This is a genomic window from Paenibacillus sonchi (assembly GCF_016772475.1).
Classification (GTDB): domain Bacteria; phylum Bacillota; class Bacilli; order Paenibacillales; family Paenibacillaceae; genus Paenibacillus_AQ; species Paenibacillus_AQ sonchi.
In genome coordinates, this window is the sequence record NZ_CP068595.1 from 7280791 (window position 1) to 7301486 (window position 20696).

General features: G+C 52.9%; 16 protein-coding genes and 2 pseudogenes. 4 read left to right on the top strand and 14 right to left on the bottom strand.

Annotated elements, in window-relative coordinates:
- Window positions 1-11: 11 nt before the first annotated feature.
- The 4 genes from JI735_RS32725 to JI735_RS37620 all read right to left on the bottom strand — a co-directional run bounded on the left by JI735_RS32725 (window position 12) and on the right by JI735_RS37620 (window position 3058).
- Complete coding sequence (locus JI735_RS32725; protein WP_039833169.1) at window positions 12-1031, bottom strand: zinc-binding alcohol dehydrogenase family protein; 1020 nt, start codon at window positions 1029-1031, stop codon at window positions 12-14.
- Window positions 1031-1990, bottom strand: coding sequence for an aldo/keto reductase (locus JI735_RS32730; RefSeq protein WP_039833168.1), 960 nt, complete (start codon window positions 1988-1990; stop codon window positions 1031-1033). The genes JI735_RS32725 and JI735_RS32730 overlap by 1 nt, the downstream gene beginning before the upstream one ends.
- Before the next feature lie 232 nt (window positions 1991-2222).
- The gene (locus JI735_RS37615; protein ID WP_325175647.1) at window positions 2223-2579 is read right to left on the bottom strand and encodes an amidohydrolase family protein; all 357 of its coding nucleotides are present in this window, start codon (window positions 2577-2579) and stop codon (window positions 2223-2225) included.
- On the bottom strand, window positions 2537-3058 hold the full coding sequence (locus JI735_RS37620) for an amidohydrolase family protein (protein ID WP_325175560.1): 522 nt from the start codon (window positions 3056-3058) through the stop codon (window positions 2537-2539). The genes JI735_RS37615 and JI735_RS37620 overlap by 43 nt, the downstream gene beginning before the upstream one ends.
- Window positions 3059-3189: 131 nt before the next feature.
- Here JI735_RS37620 and JI735_RS32740 point away from each other — a divergent pair, with 131 nt between their 5' ends.
- The gene (locus JI735_RS32740) at window positions 3190-3471 is read left to right on the top strand and encodes a cupin domain-containing protein (RefSeq protein ID WP_202676823.1); all 282 of its coding nucleotides are present in this window, start codon (window positions 3190-3192) and stop codon (window positions 3469-3471) included.
- 257 nt (window positions 3472-3728) lie between these two features.
- Window positions 3729-4058, top strand: coding sequence for a helix-turn-helix domain-containing protein (locus JI735_RS32745; RefSeq protein WP_202676824.1), 330 nt, complete (start codon window positions 3729-3731; stop codon window positions 4056-4058).
- A 45-nt stretch (window positions 4059-4103) separates the two neighbouring features.
- Here JI735_RS32745 and JI735_RS32750 read toward each other — a convergent pair whose 3' ends face one another.
- Window positions 4104-6530 carry a glycoside hydrolase family 31 protein gene (locus JI735_RS32750; protein WP_039833177.1) on the bottom strand — a complete coding sequence of 809 codons (2427 nt, stop codon included), beginning with the start codon at window positions 6528-6530 and terminating at the stop codon, window positions 4104-4106.
- 119 nt (window positions 6531-6649) lie between these two features.
- On the opposite strand from JI735_RS32750, the gene JI735_RS32755 reads away from it, so the two are divergent.
- The gene (locus JI735_RS32755) at window positions 6650-7543 is read left to right on the top strand and encodes an AraC family transcriptional regulator (RefSeq protein ID WP_020432781.1); all 894 of its coding nucleotides are present in this window, start codon (window positions 6650-6652) and stop codon (window positions 7541-7543) included.
- Window positions 7544-7617: 74 nt separating this feature from the next.
- Here the strand turns inward: JI735_RS32755 and JI735_RS32760 are convergent.
- Window positions 7618-9044: pseudogene (locus tag JI735_RS32760) on the bottom strand (family 43 glycosylhydrolase).
- Window positions 9045-9287: 243 nt separating this feature from the next.
- On the opposite strand from JI735_RS32760, the gene JI735_RS32765 reads away from it, so the two are divergent.
- Window positions 9288-10433, top strand: a complete 1146-nt coding sequence (locus tag JI735_RS32765) for a family 8 glycosyl hydrolase (RefSeq protein ID WP_039833162.1) — start codon at window positions 9288-9290, stop codon at window positions 10431-10433.
- 234 nt (window positions 10434-10667) lie between these two features.
- Here the strand turns inward: JI735_RS32765 and JI735_RS32770 are convergent, their stop codons facing one another.
- The 8 genes and pseudogenes from JI735_RS32770 to JI735_RS32805 form a co-directional block, all read right to left on the bottom strand.
- Window positions 10668-11420: a response regulator transcription factor gene (locus JI735_RS32770; protein WP_039833161.1), complete on the bottom strand. Its 753-nt coding sequence runs from the start codon at window positions 11418-11420 to the stop codon at window positions 10668-10670.
- Window positions 11421-11454: 34 nt separating this feature from the next.
- The gene (locus JI735_RS32775; RefSeq protein ID WP_233476177.1) at window positions 11455-13158 is read right to left on the bottom strand and encodes a sensor histidine kinase; all 1704 of its coding nucleotides are present in this window, start codon (window positions 13156-13158) and stop codon (window positions 11455-11457) included.
- A 100-nt stretch (window positions 13159-13258) separates the two neighbouring features.
- Window positions 13259-14872 (bottom strand): type 2 periplasmic-binding domain-containing protein, encoded by a 1614-nt coding sequence (locus JI735_RS32780; RefSeq protein WP_039833159.1) that lies wholly within the window; start codon window positions 14870-14872, stop codon window positions 13259-13261.
- A 63-nt stretch (window positions 14873-14935) separates the two neighbouring features.
- Window positions 14936-15816, bottom strand: a pseudogene (locus tag JI735_RS32785) (carbohydrate ABC transporter permease).
- A 17-nt stretch (window positions 15817-15833) separates the two neighbouring features.
- On the bottom strand, window positions 15834-16808 hold the full coding sequence (locus tag JI735_RS32790; RefSeq protein WP_039833157.1) for an ABC transporter permease: 975 nt from the start codon (window positions 16806-16808) through the stop codon (window positions 15834-15836).
- 1156 nt (window positions 16809-17964) lie between these two features.
- A complete protein-coding gene (locus JI735_RS32795; protein WP_039833156.1) occupies window positions 17965-18771 on the bottom strand; it encodes a Nif3-like dinuclear metal center hexameric protein in 807 nt (268 codons plus the stop codon).
- 27 nt (window positions 18772-18798) lie between these two features.
- Window positions 18799-19692: a carbohydrate ABC transporter permease gene (locus JI735_RS32800; RefSeq protein WP_039833155.1), complete on the bottom strand. Its 894-nt coding sequence runs from the start codon at window positions 19690-19692 to the stop codon at window positions 18799-18801.
- Between the two features lie 12 nt (window positions 19693-19704).
- A complete protein-coding gene (locus tag JI735_RS32805) occupies window positions 19705-20628 on the bottom strand; it encodes an ABC transporter permease (RefSeq protein ID WP_039833154.1) in 924 nt (307 codons plus the stop codon).
- Window positions 20629-20696 lie beyond the last annotated feature (68 nt).

The following is a 20696-nucleotide window of genomic DNA, read 5'->3' on the forward strand; positions in this document are numbered from 1 at the left end:
CTCCTTCGCAGTTAATTCAGCTCAACCAGGGCCTTGATTACCCTGGATTCAGGCTTCAGCCAGCTCTCGAACTGCCCAATCATCTCCCCGAATGAGCAGCGGTGGGAAATATAGCTGTCCACATCAATGTAACCGTCCCTAATGGCGCTGATTACCCGCTCGAAATCCTCACGGGTCGCATTTCTGCTGCCCTGCACCGTCATCTCGCGGGCATGAAAATCGGGATCACTAAAGGTAATATTGCCTTTGACCAGACCGACATAGGTTAATGTTCCTCCATGACCGGCCAGTCCGAAGGCGCCTTCCATAGAAGAGATGTTGCCGGTGGAATCAATGACATGCGGCAGGAAATTGCCGTCCGTCAGCGCCGATAGCTGTTCCTTCGGCTCTTTCAAAGCGCTTACCGTATGTTCCGCCTGCGCCCAGCCCTTGCAGAAGACCAGACGTTCATCGTTGACATCCATCGCAATGACCTTCGCCCCGGAGTACCGGGCCATTGCCATCACGCCTAGCCCGATCGGGCCTGCTCCGATCACCAGCACCTGATCCCCGGCGCTGATGCCGGAGCGCCGCACCGCATGGGCACCGATCGCCAGTGGCTCCAGCATGGCAGCCTGATCCAGCGTCAGCCCGTCTGTCTTCAGCAGATTGCGGACAGGCAAGGATACCCGCTCCCGCATCCCGCCGTCCAGATGAACACCGAACACTCTCATTTTCTGGCAGCAATTCGTTTTGCCGCTCAGACAGGCCCGGCACTCTCCGCAATGCAGATAGGGAATGACACTGACCTGATCCCCGGCCCGCAGCCCTTGCGGATTGTCGCCAATGCGCTCAATGATCCCGGACACCTCATGCCCCAGCACACGCGGATAAGTGAAATAAGGCTGGTTGCCCCGGTAGGCGTGCAGGTCTGTTCCACAGATCCCGATGCGGCGGATGCTGATAATGGCTTCCCCGTCCCGCAGCTCCGGCTCCGGCAGATCCTCGCGGAATACGAACTTTCCGACCTCCTCACAAATAATTCCCTTCATTATAAGCGCTCCCCGTTCCGGCCTGGTGCTTCGTTCCATTCTGCCCGGCCGCTCGGCCAGGTCGCCCCGTCAATCGGCTTCAGAATGTCGCGCACTTCAGTCAGTAATTGTTCGTTCATTGGCTCTTCGGTCCACTTAATATTGTTGCGGATATTAGCCGGTGTTGCCGTGCTGACCAAGGTGGTTGGAATCTGCTCGTTCGCGGTGGAGAACTGGACCGCCAGCTTGGCAATGTCTTCTCCCTTGTCTCTGCAGTATTCAGCAGCGCGCTGACACGCGGCCTGAATCTCTGCTCCCGCCGGATGCCAGTCCGGCACCTTGCGGTTGCTGAGCAGCCCCATCGAAATGGGCGACGCATTCATTAGCCCTGTGCCGCTCTTCTCCAGCAGCGGAAGGAGCCGGAGCAGCGTGGTATCGTTGAGCGAATAATGGCAATAGGACAGAATGACATCCAGCCTGGTCTGCGGCAGCACCTTCTCGAACACGCTCAGAGGCAGGCCGCTGACGCCGTAGTAACGGATTTTGCCCGCCTGCTTCAGCTCTTCCAGCGCCGGAATTCCCTCCTCCATCACCTGCTCCACCGGGCCGAATTCAACATCATGCAGCAGCAGAATATCCAGATAATCCGTGCCCAGGCGGCCCATACTCTCTTCCGCGCTGCGGATGATCCGCTCCCTGGAGAAATCGAATTCCCCCTCGCCGTAACGCCCGGCCTTCGTGCACAGGATATACTTGTCGCGCGGTACCGTCTGCAGCGCCTCGCCCAGCACCGTTTCCGCCTTCATCAGACCGTAATACGGGGAAACGTCAATGAGGTTAATCCCCAGATCAATCGCCGTATGAACCGTAAGGATGGCCTCATCCCTCGGAACCTCCCGGAACACGCTGCCCAGCGAAGAGGCCCCGAAGCTTAATGCCGAGACCTCCAGTCCCGTATTGCCCAGCTTTCTGTATTTCATATTGCACTACCTCCTATAATTAGTGAATCTTTATAGACTGTACTTGCATTTTTTCTCTTACGGGGATTGACGTGACTCCAAAGATTGTTTGGACTTCCGGCCACTGTTGTCCCCGGATTTCTTGATTAAACCGCTATTATCGGTAGAAATCCGGTGACAAAGGCGGACGCATTCGCTCCTACAGTTCCAAAATTCTCCTCCGCCACTTTTCCCTTTCAGCATGTTTTCAAGTTCAATCTAACAGCTTATAAAATCCCGCCGCATTCGCTCCAAACACCGGCTCCATCTCTTCCGCTGACATACGGCCCTGTAGTGCGCTGCGCAGAATCTCCACAACCTCGTCATAGGTTGCCGCCATCAGGCACACGGGCCAGTCGCTGCCGAACATCACCCGCTCCGGTCCGAACAGCTCCAGCACGGCATGAACATAAGCAGTGAAATCCTCCTGCGTCCAGCCCTGGGGATCGGCTTCGGTGACCATCCCGGACAGCTTGCAATAAATCCCCGGGTGCTTCGCAATCTGCGCCATCCGGCTTCGCCACGGCTCTAATTGGCCCGAAGCAATCGGCGGCTTAGCCAGATGGTCAATGACCCCCGCAGTCCCGGAACCCGTTCCAGCATCTCAATCAGCTGCGGAAGCTGGTCCGCCAGAACGAGCAGGTCAACGGGCAGATCCTCGTCCGCAAGATATGAGAGCGCTTCTATATATGGCCGGGTCAAAAGCTGGCCGGGGTCCTCCATCTCCTGAATCATGACGCGAAGCCCGGTGAACTTCCGGTGCCCGCGAAGCTGCCGGAGCTGCTCCTTGAAGGTCGGGCTTGCCAGGTCCAGCCAGCCGATCACGCCGGCGATGGACTCCGCTTGCCTGCTGAGTCCCAAAATGTATTCCGTCTCCTCCACGGTCGGCGCAGCCTGTACCACAATCGTGCGGCTGATGCCGTGCCTGTGCAAATGCGGTTCCAGGTCTGAAGGCAGATAATCCCGGAACAGCACCGGAATCTCCGGCGTAATCCATCCATAATCATCCCTGTCTATCTTCCAGTAATGCTGATGAGCATCAATATACATGATAACGCCTCCATTCCACCTTATTGTAAACATCCGATAAAGGAATAAAAATAGCTAAAACAAACAAATCTATACCTTATTTTGATATGATGTGGGTAAGAATGTTCAGATTTGACTCAGGGGGCGACGTCATGGAACCGATCCGCAGGCATTTTGACCATCAATTGCCGTTTACGCTGCTGCTGGACTATAAGGAAACGAAAAGCCCGCAGCGCGAGCTGCCCGACCACCAGCATGACTGGTACGAATTCATCTACGTATATGGCGGCAAAGGAAGCTTTTTCATCGATCAGACCTTTTATGAGATGCATCCGGGCGACATAATTGTCGTTCCCGGGAATACGGTGCACCGGGGATTTCCCGACAATGAGGAGCCGGTGACTTCCTCCGCCCTTTTTTCAGCCCGGCTCTGATTCATAACCATACCTACAGTGAGTCTTATCCCTATCTGAAGCTGTTCGACGCTGCCAAGACAAACAAGCAGTATAAGTATACCCTGTCTCCTGAACATGCTGAAATTCTGCAAAACGATATCGAGGCGATCCACCGGGAGCGCGAGCAGAATCAACAGGATGGCGGGCAGGCGCTTACGCTGCTGCTTCATCTTACACTGCTGCATCTGAACCGCTACTGCCTGCCGCAAGCCGCCGAGCCTGTTGCTTCAAGTCCCTTGCTGCCGGAGTGGTTCCGTGAGGCGCTCAGCTACATCAACGATCATCTGGATCAGCCGCTGGAGCTAGGCACCCTGGCCGGACGGGCGGCGATCTCACCAGCCCATTTCAGCCGGGTCTTCAAGCAGCGTCTGGGCATGAATGTGACGGATTATATTGCGACCAAGCGGATCTTTGCCGCCAAGGACAGCCTGCTGCAATCAAGCTATACCATCGAGCAGATTGCCATGGCCTGCGGCTTCGAGAGCCTGCCCCATTTTTACCGTACGTTCAAAAGAATCACCAGCATGACACCCGCCGCCTACCGCAAGAGTAACAGAGCTTACTAGAGCTTCTCTATCCAGCGTATAATTGGTCAAAAATCCAATTAGGCCTCAGCAGTGCAAGTCCTCTTCGCGGACGGTTACAGCTTCCCCTTCATAAGTAACAATACAGCTTCCGGCACGACCGGCCAGCTCTACGGCAAATTGTCTTACCGCCTGCATTCCGGCATATTCTCCCGTCCGCTTCCCGATAGTCAGGCTGCGGTCCGCTTCACACCAGCTCAGCTCAATCATCGAATACGATCCGGTCTCATAATTATAATTATCGCCTTCATCTTCATACAGGGTGAAGGCTGCATCCTTGCCTCCGTATACCTTGAGCCGGGTCACAGCTTCCGGCTGTTCATCCGTATATTGAACATCGGGTCCGAGCGGAACAATGGACCCGGCATGGACATACAGGGGAAGCGTCTCCAGATCCGCCTTGGCTTCAATCGTCACGCCGCCCTCCAGCCGTTCATCGCTCCAGTAATCATACCATTCCCCTTCAGGAAGGTAGACCCTGCGCTGCTTAAGAATACCCTCAAGCTCACGGGAGCCGGGACCGTAATACATAGCCTCTGTCACGGGAGCCACCATGAAGGCCGGACCGAACATGAACTGGTCGCCGATGGCATGAACCCGCACATCCTCCCGGTAGTCGAAGGCCAGCGCGCGGAACATAGTATAGCTTCGGTGTGCCACAGCTCCCGCCAGGGAGTAGATATATGGCATCAGCCTGTAACGGAGCTTCAGATAGTTCACGAGCGTATCATACATCAGCTCGCCCTTTTCACCGAACTGCCATATCTCTCTTGGTGTATCCGTGCCATGCGAACGGAACATCGGCAGGAAGGCTCCGAGCTGGAACCAGCGGACGTACAGCTCCCGGTAGCCCAGATCGGCGACACCATCGTCATAATCCCCGCTCCAGAACCACTGCTCCTTGTGATTCTTCACGAAGAAGGCCCCGATATCCAGCGTCCAGTAAGGCGAGCCGGTCACACAGAAGTTGAGACCGTCGGCAATCTGCCTGCGCAGCGTCTCCCAGTTGGCGGCGGTGTCACCGGACCAGGTGATCGTGGCATACCGGTGCTGCCCGGCATAAGCGGAGCGTGTCAGATTGATCACCCGCTTCGCTGAGGTCTCTGCGCGCTGGCCTTCATAGATCCCTTTGGAGTGCTGCATGGAATAGGCATTAATCATGCCCGGATCGAGATACCGCTTCGACTCTGCCGTATTAATCAGCAGCCGCTGCTCCGGCTCCGGCTTCACCGCACCCTTCCAGTCCGCTTCGAACGGCTCGGTGCAATCGCACCACCAGGCATCGACTCCATGCGCGAACATTCCTTCATTGGCCTGCTCCCAGTACAATTCTCGCGCTTCCTCCCGGAAGGCATCATAGGTAGCCTGATTACCTAGCAGGAAGCCGCGTTCGTTCATCTCCTCATGATTAGCCCCGCCTGCGCCCATAATCGGCCAGATCGATACCATCAGCTTGGCGTTCATGGCGTGCAGGCTGTTCATCATTTGCGAGGGATCAGGGAAGCGTTCAGGATCGAAGGTCTTTTGCCCCCACAGATTCCCCGTCCAGGACTGCCAGTCAAGCACGATACAGTCGAGGGGAAGCGAACGTTCACGATACTCTTGCACGATGGCAATCAATTCCGCCTGGGAGACGTACCTTTCCTTGGACTGTACATACCCGAAGGACCACTTCGGCAGCATCGGAGCTTCTCCGGTCAGATAGCGGATGCCCGCTGTAATCTGGTCGAATTCCGGTCCGTGAATGAAGTAGTAATCCATCTCCTCATCCGCATCGGTCCAGAGATACGAGCCGAAGGCATCATCGTGGAAGGTCATGTACGAACCCGAATCAACGAGAACCCCGTATCCGCGCGTAGAGACCAGGACCGGGACAACCGCTTTCATATTCTGCTGATACAGGTACTGATGCTTGCCCCGGAGGTTCATCATTCCCTCTTCATGGGAGCCCAGCCCATACAGGGCTTCACCCTCCTGCCATTCAAATTCCAGCTTCGTATGAAAAGCCTCCCGCTCCAGCCTCCGGTTCACTCCTTCCGCTCTTGCACGCAACCCATCAGCACCCTGTCCAGTCTCTACCGTGTCTGCTGAAGCATCGAAAACCGTATGATAGACCTCTGTGCGCTCCAGGGTTTTGCCGCCTCTGGCCGGCTCCCGTGTGAGCAGTGTGCCGTCCGCAGCTCTGTAGCTGAAGGCACAGGTCGCTTTGTCCACCTGGATGGTTAGCTCTGCGGTTGCGATTTCCAGATGGCCCGGAAGGTCGGTCACCTTATATTCAACCGCCTCCGCTTCCGGGCGGCTCACTACCATCAGGCTCTCTTTGCCACTTAGCTCCGCATTTAATGTATACCGGATTCTGGCAATGTCCGGCGTACACCAGTCAATCTGCATAAGCCCCTCTATCGTTTCCAGCCTGATCCCGTCCTCGCCGGAATGTACATGCTTCAATTCCACAATGCATCCACCTTTCATTATGACTTCCCATAACTATAATGATATTATTATTGATAGCGGATTCTCTAGCATATATTTGCGGTTCATCAGCACAATATTTCGATTCATAGGAGGGCGACATGTACGAACACCGTTACCGGGAGCATAAGCTGCATGGCCAGCCGGAATTCCCGCTGCATATCTACAAGGTGGAGCATCCGGCCGGCGTGCATACCATCCTTCCGGTGCATTGGCATAATGAGATGGAGATTATCACTCTGGCTTCCGGCCAGGCTATGTTCTATATCGAGGGCCGCGAATACGCCCTTCATGCCGGAGATGCCCTGATCGTCCATCCCGGGGAGCTCCATTCCGGCATGGACACCGGCTCCGGGGGCACCTGCTACTATTCGATTGTCTTCCGCATCTCCTGGCTGTCCTCGCCCCATCCCGACCGGGTACAGGTGCAGTACCTGGACCCGCTCCTGCAGGAGACGGCCCGGCTGCCGGTCCTGTTATCTGCGGCGGATAGCGCCCACCTACCGTTGCTCCGGCTGGTCAGAGAGTTGCTGGAACGTTATGACCAGAAGGCTGCGGCCTATGAGATGAGTCTGAAGGCGCTCCTGCTGCTGTTCATTGCCGACAGTTACCCGCTCGCACAGACGGGGATGGAGCCTGATCCGGGAGCCCGCCGCGCGCGCGAGGACAACCGGCAGATCCGGCAGGTTCTGAGCTATATGGAGGAGCATTCGCGCGAGAAGCTGGAGCTGGACCAGCTCGCTGCGGTGGTGTCGCTGAGCCGCTCGCATTTCTGCAAGTTTTTCAAGGACCGGACCGGCATGAGGCCAATGGAATATCTCAACTATATCCGTATCAGCCAGGCGGCCAGCCTGCTGCGCAGCGGCGCTTACAATGTGCTGGAGGCTGCTCTGGAGTCCGGGTTCCAGCATGTCAGCTACTTCACCAAATGGTTCAAGCATTATATGGACATGACGCCCTCAGAGTATAAGGCCCGGTACGCCTCCGGCCTGTGATGGCCTCTAAACAGCAAGACAGCAGCACCGTCAGCGAATGCTGCGGTCCTGCTGTCTATATTTTTCAACCAGGCTTATGCCAGTGTAAAGGAACCCAGTTGCGCTCCGCCGCCGCCGGTATAAGTGAAGTACAAGGACTGTACCCCGTCAGGAATAGCCACGTCTGTTGTATATTCGGTCCACACATTGGTGAAGCCTACCGGGATTGAGGCCAACACCGGTCCATCCCAGGCGGTCTTTACCTGGAATTCTCCATGGCAGTAACCGCGCACCTTGATGGAGACCCGGGTAACCCCTTGACAATCGAAGTACTTGAATCCGGCTGTGGCTGAGTCGGTCATATTGGCGATATAACCAATCTCCTCATCGCCATCCCTGCCGTCCTGGGTAATCTTCGGAAACCGGCTGTCCATCCATGCTCCCATAGGGCCAAAGCCTCCGGTGTACATTTCCTGATCCTTGCAGAACAAATGGCAGGCCAGGTATGCCGGATATTCCCCCGGCCCTCAAGCGGCCCGCCGTTCGGACCGCAGGAGGTTATCTCCACCTGGGGAATAGTGCCATCCCCGCGGAATTCAATCCTTTCGATGCAGCCCTGCCGGCAGAACGCCGTCCCATTCGTGTGCCGGTGATAAAAAATGTACCATGCACCGCTGATTTCTACGATGCTGCCATGGTTATTGCCGCCGTAATACATCGGCTGATCCGCCGGCTTGTACGTATCTATATGAAGATCGCAATTGCTGACAATGACTCCCTGATAGGTGAAGCCTCTGGTCGGATGCTTGCTGGTCGCATAACACAGCTCATGCATGGAGATCGAGGAATAGATGAGGTAGTAGGTATCTCCCCTTTTGCGGATGGAAGGCGCTTCAAAGAACTCATAGCCTTCAAATCCGCTCCCCTTGCTGTAGGGCTGGCTCGGCGCAACAAATACAGGCTCTTCGGCAATTGTGAGCATATCCGGGCCAAGCACCGTTGCCATTGCGCCATGTCTCGATTGATCACCATACGCGCAGAATCCGGTGTACAGGTAGGTGGTGTCGCCTTCGGTCAATACCCCCGGGTCAAACTGCGGCTCGTCGCCTTCCCGCTCGCCAAGGCGTGTTCCATCGGCATATCTGACATAACCGTAGAACTTATACTTGCCGCCCGGCTTGTCGCAGACCGCCACCGAAACGACGGAAACCTTGTCCAGCACATAGTAGAGATAATACCGCCCGTCCGGTCCCACGGTGACATCGGGGGCATACAGGCACATGCTGCCTTCAGGATTCAACGGGTCATCCGTAGTCCGGTAGATTACACCCTCATACCGCCAATCGGCCAGATCGTCCTCCGGTGCCGACCAGCAGACATAGTCATTCAAGCAAAAAGCGTGCCCGTTAAAACGGTCATGCGAGCCATACACATATACTCTGCCTTCAAAAACATACGGCTCGCCGTCAGGGATATATTCCCGGGACGGGAGATACGGATTGAAGCCTTGTTTTTTTGCCATCGTAATTTCACCCTTGTTGCGCATAACCATCACCCTTATATTTTTTTGGCATCACGGTTTGTCCCTTACAGTATAGGGATGCGCCTTGACCGAAGTCCATGACATATAGCCACTTAACATTGATCTATTCAAAGATTTTAGGCTCAGCCCGGATCACCTATAAATTTTAAGGAAAACGCTTTAATTTCTATAGTTCCGCCTATGTTATACTTTGGGCAAAACTCTATCCATTGGAGGATTGTTATGAATATCTTCACAGAAGGCTCCTTCTATACGGGAAAATACAGAAACCTGTTTCGCGAAAACGGAATATCGGAAGAGGCCGTCCGGCACAGGCTTGATGACACCTGGAACGAATTATTCTACGGCGCGCCCGATGTCCGAATCTACCATCCCATGGGTGATGATAAGGGCTATATCGTGGATACCGGCAATACCGATGTGCGGACAGAGGGCATGTCCTACGGAATGATGATGGCTGTTCAAATGGACAAGCAGGAAGAATTCGACCGGCTCTGGAAGTTCGCCAAAGTATATATGCAGCATACGGAAGGCCGTTACAAGGATTATTTCGCCTGGCACTGCAAGCTGGACGGAACACGGCTGTCGCCCGGTCCGGCGCCGGACGGGGAAGAATTTTTTGCCATGGCGCTGTTCTTTGCCTCCAAGCGCTGGGGCGACGGCGCCGAACCGTTCAACTATTCCGAGCAGGCCAGAATTATTCTCCGCGCCTGTGTGCATAAAGGGGAAAATGAAGATGGCGATCCGATGTGGGACCCGGCGACCAAGCTGATTAAATTCGTTCCTGAGACCCCTTTCAGCGATCCCTCCTACCATCTGCCCCATTTCTATGAATTATTTGCCCTGCAGGCAGATGAACAGGACAGGGCTTTCTGGAAAGAGGCTGCTGCCAGAAGCAGAGCCTATCTGCACAAGGCTTGTCATCCGGTAACCGGCCTTTCCCCCGAATATGCCAACTATGACGGAACCCCGGCCGAGCCCCAGCCGCATGGAGACTTCCGCCACTTCTTCAGTGATGCTTACCGGGTCGCGGCCAACATCGGGCTGGACTATGAGTGGTTCCGCTGCGACCCTTGGCAGACAGGGCAGTCCAACCGGATTCAGGCCTTTTTCCGCGACATCGATGCCGCCGATTACCGGCGCTACACCATTGACGGCCAGCCGTTTGAGGAGCTGTCCTTGCATCCGGTCGGGCTCCTGGCAACCCTGGCTATGGCCTCGCTCGCTGCCGATGGGCCGGATGCCGGACATTACGTCAAGCTGTTCTGGAATACCCCGCTGCGCACCGGTGTCCGCCGGTATTACGATAACTGCCTCTACTTCTTCAGCTTGCTGGCGCTAAGCGGAAACTACCGCATTTATTCATAAACAGACACAAAAAATCGCTCTTTTGGATACAATGGAGGCACCGCCATCCATCCCCAAAGGAGCGATTGTCTTTGACCTGTTCCCGGCAGCAGCAAGCAGCCTTGCGCCGCCGCGAGCAGAAATTTAGTATTACCCGCTGAGCGCATCCGCCAAACGGACCAGCAACAGATCCTGGGTGAGATTTTTTTCGATATAGAGCATATCTTGTCGATCGCGCTGGCCGCTCTCTTTTGTTCACTTCCTGACGGAAACTTCCCCGCCACCGTCATTCCATTCCGCTTCGCCCTCTTCCCGGTAGGCGCCCGGCGTAATGCCCGTATACTTTTTGAACACTTTGGTGAAATAATGCTTATTCTCAAAACCGACCTTTTTCCCGATGGCGTTTACAGACAGCTGCCGCTGGGACCTGAGCAGCTTCTGGGCCTCCTTGATCCGGAATGCATTCAAATAACTGACAAACGTGTCGCCCGTCACTTTTTTGAACAGGCTGCTGATGTAGTTCGGATGAAGCTTCATCAATTCGGCAAGATGGTCCAGTGACAGATCGTTCATATAATGGGTTTTGGTATAAGCCAGAATGCGTTTCGCATGCCCTGAGCACTCCGGGTCGGCTTCGGAAGGAAGCTCCTGGTCAATACGCGCCAATAGTAAGGCAATCTCATTTTTGTCGATCGGCTTCAGCAGATAATCCACCACTCCCGTGCGGAGCGCCTTCCGTACATATTCGAATTCATCGTAGCCCGTAAGGATAATAAAACGGTCGCACAGCCCGCTGTCCCTGGCTGCCTCGATCAGCTCGAATCCGTTTTTCTCCGGCATATGAAGATCCGTAACGGTCACATCCGGCATGTGGTCCTTCATGAGATCCAGTGCCTCAAAAGCGTTGTTCGCCTTGAATACCTCTGTCCCGAGCGGTGCCGCTTCACCGATGATCTTAACCAATCCGTTAAGGATAAGCGGCTCATCGTCTACAATCAATACTCTCATGTCGGACCCGTCCCTCCTTTTGAGATGATGATGCTTAGGCATGTCCCCCGGTCCTGCTCACTGTCAATAACCAGCTGCGAGGAGCCGCCGAAAAACGATTTGATCCGTTCGCTGACATTGAACAGCCCCACGCCTCCCCCGTTCTCCGCGGCTCTGTTGTCGCCCCCCTTGCCAGCCGGGAGCGTATCGCCAGCAGCTTGTCCTCCTGGATGCCTGTTCCGTTGTCCGTAATGGAGATGCGGATTTCATCTCCGGTTTCCCGGACCTGGAGCTTAATATGGACGGGCCTGAGTATGGCGGACGCCCCGTGAACGATGCTGTTCTCGACCAGAGGCTGGAGCATGAATCTTGGACAGTCCAGCTGCTCCGCATCCATGGCGACGTCAATCTCGTAGGTCAGTCTATGCTGGAGCCGCATCTTGTGAATATTCAGATAGAAGACGACCGTTTCGATTTCTCTGGCCAGAACGGTCCGGTCCCCTTCCGAGGACAGGCTGTAACGCATCAGCTTGCCGAACCAGAACGAAATATCCGCTACTTCCTTGTCATTATTGGACTCAGCCAGCATCCGGATCGTCTCAAGGGTATTATAGAGAAAATGCGGTTTGATCTGGGCCTGAAGCACTTTATATGCCGCTTCTTTATTCCGCAGCTCGGACCGGTGGACGTTGTTGATCAGCTCGTCCATGCGCCGGATCATCGAATTGTAGGTCGAGGTCAGAAATCCGATCTCATCCAGGCGGTTCGGTTTATCGTGCTTGCTGATGAACTGCTTCATATTATCGTCGTCCAGATTGCGCATATGTCTGGCAAGGAGCAGAATGCGTTTGGTAATTGTCGATGCGAGCGCATAATAAACAAATGACAAGACCGCCAGGAGCGCGATGATCGTAAAGACCAGAATAATCTCCTTGCGCTTGATTGTGCGGAACACATCGTCAACCTTACCGGTCACGACGACCCGGACGTCCAGTTCCTCAATGTACAACTGATTTACAATAGTTTTATTGTTGATAAAATAAGGCCGGGCATCCTTGGAACCGAGCAGCTTCCAGGTTGCTTTGTCAATGCCTGCCGGGGCGCCTTCCGCCGGCGGCACCCCCTGCTCGGGAAGCAGGAAGGCTTGCCAATTGTCTCTTCCACCGGCCGCCTCGTACAGCTTCCCGATTAAACTGCTGCCGACGCGCAGCTCAAGAATTCCGATTTTCTCGGTAAAATCAGAGTTGTAAATGTTCTGGTAGAACATAAGCGAAGGCGCCGCCGCCCCCGGATCGGTCAGCATCCATATTCCTTGACCGGGCTTCAGCGTGTGCGCGACCTCCTGGCCCTGCGGATTCAGAGATGACATGTCCAGAAAACGGTCAGTAATCGGAAGTACCCGCTGTTTGGTTTTATAGATCCGGAAGCTCTCAATTTCCGGATTGATAAACAGCGATTGGGTGATAACCGGACTGATGTAACGGTTGTAGGCGTAAATGCTGTGCGAATCCGATTCATATACTCCGTTCAGATAATCCGTGACATACGGGTTATATTGCAGCATACGCTGGATGGAGTCGATCCGGGTCAGGTCCATCTTCATATTGGCATGGGCCTGCTCCAGTATTTTCTGACGGCTTTGGACAAATTGATTGGTCAGGTTGCCGTAGATTTGGGAGTAATAGTAGTAACCGAACACGACAACTGGAATAAAAATCAGGATGACATATCCCAAAGTGATTTTACGAACGATGCTCACGGTGACGAATCCTCCTGAATCCCGGATTGATGTCCACTAAACGTACCATGAACAAGCAAAATCCGGTAGAGGCATGGCGCCTCTACCGGTTGTCCGTGGCTTACTTGAACAAATCCTTCTTTTTGTTATAGGTTGCATTGGCCCAATCTACCAGCTTTTGCAGTCCCATATCCTCTGCCTTCTTAACCATGCTGTTGTAATTTGCCACTGCTTCCTCTTCAGAGTTCGCAAGGTAAATTCTGACCTTCTCGTTTTTGACCATCTCGTCAATCTTCGTCTTGATCGTCTTCTCCTCGGAATCCGGCTGTGCCTGGATTAAGCCGATTTGCGGCTTATAGACAGTGATGGCTTTGGTTTGCATCAGGGCCTGGGTCTTCTGTAAGCCCGGAACATAGGACAGCATACCCTCTGTAACCCCGTCGTTGTACAGGTACCACCACTTGATGCCGTTGCCGTTAACGAAATCCGCATCGGAAGGGTTGTATTTCAGATCCGGATGCCCTTCATTGTTCCAGGTCCAATGTTCCCCTTCGACGCCGAACATCGTCAGCTTCTTGCCCTCATCGCTTGCCAGATACTGCAGGAATTTGATCGAGGTTTCGGGATCTTTATTTTTTTGGGTGATGAACGTTCCCGCAAAGCCAAGCCCCGCACTTACAACCTTTGCGTCCTTCGTCAAGGCGCTGGGCAGCATTTTGAATGTGTATGAGCCGCTTCCGCTGCTTTTGATCTTTATGTTGTCCGTATCTGCTGTAGCCACTGTATGGCTGTGGGCGAACGCTTTGCCGTTGGTGGCGTACTGGTCATCAATCTGATCGTTCGCCAGCGCGAAATTTTCGGCCAGAATGTATCCGTTGCGGTACAGGCTGTTCATAAACTTGAAGAACTCCAGCATTTTGGGCTGCCTAATGGAATAATCGACTTTTCCATCCTGTTCATACCAGCCATCCAGCAGGACCCCCGTGCCGAACTGTTGGAGGAAATATTGCTCCAGCCAGTCTTTGTCCATGATGAGCGGCACCATGTCCGGGTATTTCTTTTTGACCATGCCCAGCACCTTCACAAAATCATCCAGCGAGTTGATCGGCGGATTGCCCAGCTCTTTCAGAATATCTTCCCGCACAGCAATCCCCGGATTGCCGTCGCTGCCGATTGAATACTTGTTCTGTTTCATTTCCTCCTGTGTGGCGAAGGAATTCCGGACCGTATAGAAGTTGCCGTCATCCATGGTATGAATCGCAATTCTCGTCTTGTCAATCTTGAAGTCCGGCGCATATTTCTCGATCAGCTCATTCCATGGATAGGAGAGCTTCGAGTCCGACATCCGGCCTACGTTCGAATAGGTAAAAACAAGGTCCGGCAGGTCGCCGGAAGCGATCATCAGCGGAAGCTGCTTGTCGTCCGTTGCGACGGTAACCTTCAGCTTCACCCCTGTTTTCTCAGTGATTTTATCTGCCACGGGTCCTTTCCATTCTTTCACCGGATACCAGGGGGCGTCGATGAACAGCGACAATTCCTTCACTTCGCCGTTGCCTGAATCCCCTGCCGCGCCCGTGTTATCCTTGCTGCCGGCATTGTCCCCCTGCGCCGCATTGTCCGGTTTGCTTCCCTGGTTCCCGTTCCCGCCGCCGCTGCCGCAGGCGGACAGGAGCGAGATCATCATGATAGCCGCCAATACTGCCGTAAGCATCCTGTAGCTTCTGATTGTTTTCAAATTAACTCCCCCATTTGTAATTAAATATATTAAAGCAAGCGCTTTAATATTGAAACTGCTTTCTCAGCCTTTTACGGAACCAAGCATAATGCCATGCACAAAATACTTCTGCAGGAATGGATACACACAGATGATCGGCACGATGGAGACTACCATCGCCGTTACCTGCAAGGAGAAGCTGGTCACGCCTGCCGAAGCACTGTTGGCAGCGGCAATCGCATCCATCGGAGAATTGCTCTTGTTAATAACCTCCATCATGCGGAAGGCAAGCGTCCGCAGATTCTCTGATTGGACGAAATAGGCGGAATCGAGCCAGGAATTCCATTGGCCCACACCCATGAACAGCGCCATTGTGGCAAGCAGCGGCATGGATACCGGCAGGATAATCCGGAAGAAAATGACGAATTCGCCGGCGCCGTCAATATGGGCGGATTCCTTCAGCTCACCGGGAATTTCCCGGAAGAACGAGATGGCAATGAGCAGGAAGAACGTACTGAGCATCGACGGTATGATATAGACGCCAAACGAATTCAGCAGACCGATCGAGCGCAGCACCACGTAGTAAGGGATCAGGCCGCCGGAAAAATACATTGCAAAAATGATGATTGCAAAATACAGTTTGCTGAACAGCAGGTCACGGTGCGATAGCCCGTAAGCTACCAGACTTGTCAGCAGCAGCCCCAATGCTGTACCCGAAACCGTCCGGACAACCGTGACTATGAAGGCACGATACCATTTGGGATCGTCCAGAAACATTTTATAATTCTCCAGAGTAAAACTCCGCGGCCAGAGATAGACGCCCCCAGAAGGGAATCCGATCCTTTGTTGAATGAAGCAATCAGAACATAATAGAACGGGTACAGCATGGTAAGCATGATCATGAAGAGGACGTTATAAATAATGCTGTCCAACAGCAGATCCTTCTGTCTTTGACTCTTGAGCACGGCTCTTCCTCCTTTCTCTAGAATAAGCTTGAGCCTGACATCCGTTTGGCGATAAAGTTACTGGAAAAGATTAATATTACCGAGATCACCGACTGGATTAAATCAATAGCCGCTGCATATGAGAAACGGCCGTCCCTCAGCCCCACCTTGAACGCATAGGTCTGCACAATCTCCGAAGTCGGATTGTTGATGCTGTTGCCGAACAGGTACGCCTGCTCGAAGTTGGAGCCCACCAGTCCGCCTCCAAGAATACTGCCGATCGTCAACACCAGCACGACCACAATGGTTCCCTTCATCCCCGGCAGCGTGATATGACGGATGCGGGCAAGTCTTCCTGCCCCGTCGATCTCAGCCGCTTCGTACAGTGCCGGATTGATGCCGGTAATGGCTGCCAGGAAAATAATCGTCCACCAGCCCATTTCCTTCCAGATGGCGCTTCCGACTGCCAGTCCCCAGAAATAATTCGGGCTTGTCAGAATATTGAGCGGTTCGTGGATGAAGCCGAGGCTCATCAGAGCCTTGTTGACCACACCGACATCTGCGGACAAAAAGGCATAGGAAACACCGACCACCACAACCCAGGAGATAAAATGCGGCAGATAGCTGACCGTCTGAACGAACCGCTTGAAGGCCATGTTTTTCACTTCATTCAGCATAATCGCGAGCAGAATCGGCGCCGGAAAAGCGAAGATGACCTTCAGAAAGCTCAGGATCAGCGTATTGCGGACAATTTGGCCGAACTGATAATCATGCACAAATTCATCGAAATACTTCAGCCCCACCCAATCACTTGTAAAAATCCCCTTGATGCCGCTTGAAATGCTGTAGTCTTTAAACGCCATCAGAATCCCGAACATCGGCGTGTACGAAAAAATCACCAAAAACACCATGCCGAGTCCAACAAATAAATGAAGCATCTTTTGTTTTTTGAACCGCTTCCATAATCGGCCGCTGCCGGCCTGCGGGCTGGTAAGCTGTGTCTCCAGTTGCATATGCGACCCTCCTTCTATATGTAGTGTACCCTCCCGGACAACGGCGGCATAAGCCAACATTCTTAAGAAAGCGTTGTCATTTTTGAATATCGGGAACACCAAATAGCTGGCTTTGGTGTCTTACGTGACTGGGGAGCTAGGAAGATTGATGAGTTGGGAAGACTACTGAGGTGAGTGACTACGGAGGTGAGTCCCCCATCACCGGATGCCCTCAGCAACCGGTTAATTGCACTCTGTACAATTAAAACCTCACTTTTGAGCAGAAACAGAACATAATTGTACTCTGTACATTTATTTAAACTGAAATTGGCTAAATAGCCGCTTATCATCAATTTTAGTTGCACAAACTACACTTAAAGCATAAAGATGGCCTCCACAGCTCGTAATAACTGCAGAAAGTACAACTAGTCAGGGGACTGACACACTATTTGCCGTGTGGACAGGCGTAGGAATCAGTCGTGTAGGTCGGCGCACGAATTGACAACGCATCTGGCGTGAAAATCTGCTATGTGGTTCAACCGCACCGCTCGGACACATGGATCAGTCGTGTGATCGGCTACACGGGTCAGCCGCACAGCCGTGAAGTTTTGCTGCGCGAGCCAACCGCACTAATCACAGACGCTACATACTGGTGCACGAGTCAACTTGGCAGCATTAGTTGCTTCTATTACATGGGCTTGTTGCATGGTTCTATTGCAACAAGTGCGGCACTTTTCACCTTTCGCACAAGTAGAACGGCTTCGCCGTCCCTTTAAAGGACGGTACCGTTTCAGCGAGAAATAGAAGAAACATTTATGGCGTGAAGCATATAAATGCTTATATTTGAACAAAAGGCCACACCGTGTGCTTGCAGTTTCTGCAAGCACAAAATCACCCTGACGGGTGAATAAGGTCTTAGAGGTTACAAAGTCCGCATTTGTTGTACAACATGCCTGCTGAAGAGACACTTTGTTGTATTCCGTGCAAGATTTTCGAGGGTTAACCCCTCAGGAGAACCCAAGCTTCTTATTTATCCTAAACTTCCAAGTTGTCCACATTTTTTTACATTGCATATTTTCCTATACAACAAAAAAGCAGCAATACTCCGGTTACCGGAACACTGCTGCTTATAATTGTAGATCTGACATTCTCCTGCTGAATCCGTGATGGGATCAGCCTACAGATAAATAAACGGCTCCTTCGCATCAACAAACGTTACCGGAAGGCCGCTCACCAGCGGCGCCAGCCATTCCGCCATATACTTCATGCCCCACTCCTCGGAACGCTCATGGCCAATCACTATCATCGCTTTATTCTGGCCGAGCATCGCGGCATCGTTGACATATGCGCACAAGGTCCATTCCGTGATATCGCCGCAGATCATCACATCGAGGTTCTTTTCCTGCATCAGCTCCATGGGCATTTGCTCCCGGCCCAGACCCAGGCTTCCGCCTCCAACCAATATGCCGATGCGGGAGCAAGCGGAATCGGGATTGCCGACAATCTGAATGACATCCATGCCAAGTTTTTGCTTCAGGAAGCCAGCCAGCGCCCGGACCGTTGTCTCTTCGATGAGATAACCCCAGGGATTTTTCTCTTCAAGCTTCTTGTCCTCCCACGCCAGCTCCTTGAGCAAGCCGTCATAAATGCGGTCCGTGTCCGCCAAATGCATATGGTCATGAAATCTCCAGATGGCGATTCCGTGCTGCTCGATCAAGGTCCGCTTGGCCAGGTACACAGGGTCCTCCTGCAGCCAGTCCAGCGTATCCATTCCAGTGAAATAGGTTGGCTCATGGGTAATAATCAGGTTCGCTCCGATGGCAACCGCTTCCCGGATGACATCCACCGTAGCCATAAATGTAGTAACGATGCCAGTCACTTCCATGTCCTCATGCCCGCTCGCAAGCACATCGCAGGTCTGCTCCAGCTTGCGGCCGCCGCAGCAATCAAGCAGAATCCGGTCAATTACCTCTTGCACTTTCATCTCTGCATTCTCCTTTTCATCTTTTCTTTAGCCTTTCACTGCGCCGATGACAACCCCGCGGGTTAAATACTTCTGCATAAAGGGCAGAACGAACAATACCGGCACAATGCCCAGCACCGCCATAGCCATCCGTACCGCCGTGCTCGGCAGCTTCACCGCTTCTGCTCCGATCACACCGCTGGCCTGGCCGGAGTTGAGGAATTGAATGTTGTTCATCAGCTGGATCAGCAGATTCTGAATGCCGTACCATTTCGGTTTCGACACAAAATAAAGCGCATTGATCCAGTCGTTCCAGTAGGCCAGCCCCATAAACAGGCCGACGGTGGCCATAACCGGCATGGACAACGGAAGCATAATCCGGAAGAAGGTCCGCAGCTCCGACGCCCCGTCAATCTGGGAAGCCTCGATGATTTCCACGGGCACATTATTTTTGAAATAGTTCCGGACCAGCAGCACATTGAAGCCGTTCGACAGCAGGTTCGGCACAATAAGCGCCCATAGCGTATCCTTGATATGGAAATACTGGGTCCACATGATATAGGAAGGGACAATCCCCCCGCTGAACAGCATCGTAAAAAACACGATAAAAGCCAGCGTATTGTGATATTTGAAATCGGTACGGGACATGGGATAAGCAAGCATGCTTGTAATCAGCAGACCAAATCCGGTACCCAGCAGCGTAACCAGAAAGGAAACCCCGTAGGCTCTTACGAAGGTGTATGCTGAAGCTTTAATGTATAAGTACGCGTCAAGACTTGTCTGCTCGGGAAAAAAGCTGTATCCGTTCCGGATCAGGGCCGTTTCGTCGGTGAACGAGGCAATGACGATCAGAAGGAAGGGCAAAAATGCAAATACAGTCAGCAAGATCATCACGATCGCAGAGAAAATAACAAATGTTCGTTCCCCTCTGGTTTGTATCATAAGTATTTCCTCCTAGAACAAAGCGTTTTCTGAATTAACCTTTTTGACGATGGCATTTACCGTAAGCACCAGCACAAATCCGACCAGGGATTGATACAAGCCTGCTGCTGCGGACATTCCGATATCATTCAACTGCATTAAAGCGCGGTAGACATACGTATCAATGGTTTGGGTGGCACTGAACAGTGCACCCGAATTCATCGGAACCTGGTAGAACAGGCCGAAATCGGAGTTGAATATCCGTCCCATCGACATGAGCACCAGCACAATGACCGTCGGCTTCAGAAGCGGCAGTGTAATCATGCGGATCTGCTTCAGCTTCCCCGCGCCATCAATCTTGGCAGCTTCATAAATACTCTTGTCAATTCCCGCGATGGAAGCGAAATAGACGATGGAGCCGTAGCCTGCCGTTTTCCAGATCTGAATCATAACTAACAGATAAGGCCAATATTTCGGCTCTGAATACCAGTTGATCTCCGGAAGACCAAGCGGGCGGAGAATAGAATGATTGACGAACCCGCTGTCCGCGTTAAGGAAAGCAAAGACCAGCAGGGAAAGAACAACCATGGAGATCAGGTTGGGCAGAATCAGCCCGGTCATAAAAAGCTTCGAGTACAGCTTACTCAGCAGCTCCGACATCAGGATGGCAATAATAATGGAAACAATGGTCCCCAGCGCGATAAAAGTGATATTGTAGAGCAAGGTATTCCGCGTCATAATCCAGGCATCGCTGGTCTGGAACAGAAAGGTAAAGTTCTGGAATCCGATCCAATCGCTTCCGAAAATTCCTTTGGCGTAATTGACATCCTTGAAAGCGATAAACACCCCGAACATCGGAAAATAGCTGTTGACCAGAAAATAGAGCAGGCCCGGAGCGGCCAATATTAATAAGGGAAGCGTCTTTTTGAGAGGTTTGGATTTGCGTTTGGCGGTCATGTCGGAATTCACCTCCACCCGCTGGGAACAGAGCCTGTGAACGGCTCCATTCTCAGCAGTTCTTTGGA

What these genes read in the sequence shown, in the direction of transcription:
- JI735_RS32725 (WP_039833169.1), bottom strand. Translation starts at nt 1,031, where the DNA reads ATGAAGGGAATTATTTGTGAGGAGGTCGGAAAGTTCGTATTCCGCGAG.
- JI735_RS32730 (WP_039833168.1), bottom strand. Translation starts at nt 1,990, where the DNA reads ATGAAATACAGAAAGCTGGGCAATACGGGACTGGAGGTCTCGGCATTA.
- JI735_RS37620 (WP_325175560.1), bottom strand. Translation starts at nt 3,058, where the DNA reads ATGTATATTGATGCTCATCAGCATTACTGGAAGATAGACAGGGATGAT.
- JI735_RS32740 (WP_202676823.1), top strand. Translation starts at nt 3,190, where the DNA reads ATGGAACCGATCCGCAGGCATTTTGACCATCAATTGCCGTTTACGCTG.
- JI735_RS32755 (WP_020432781.1), top strand. Translation starts at nt 6,650, where the DNA reads ATGTACGAACACCGTTACCGGGAGCATAAGCTGCATGGCCAGCCGGAA.
- JI735_RS32765 (WP_039833162.1), top strand. Translation starts at nt 9,288, where the DNA reads ATGAATATCTTCACAGAAGGCTCCTTCTATACGGGAAAATACAGAAAC.
- JI735_RS32770 (WP_039833161.1), bottom strand. Translation starts at nt 11,420, where the DNA reads ATGAGAGTATTGATTGTAGACGATGAGCCGCTTATCCTTAACGGATTG.
- JI735_RS32790 (WP_039833157.1), bottom strand. Translation starts at nt 16,808, where the DNA reads ATGCAACTGGAGACACAGCTTACCAGCCCGCAGGCCGGCAGCGGCCGA.
- JI735_RS32795 (WP_039833156.1), bottom strand. Translation starts at nt 18,771, where the DNA reads ATGAAAGTGCAAGAGGTAATTGACCGGATTCTGCTTGATTGCTGCGGC.
- JI735_RS32800 (WP_039833155.1), bottom strand. Translation starts at nt 19,692, where the DNA reads ATGATACAAACCAGAGGGGAACGAACATTTGTTATTTTCTCTGCGATC.
- JI735_RS32805 (WP_039833154.1), bottom strand. Translation starts at nt 20,628, where the DNA reads ATGACCGCCAAACGCAAATCCAAACCTCTCAAAAAGACGCTTCCCTTA.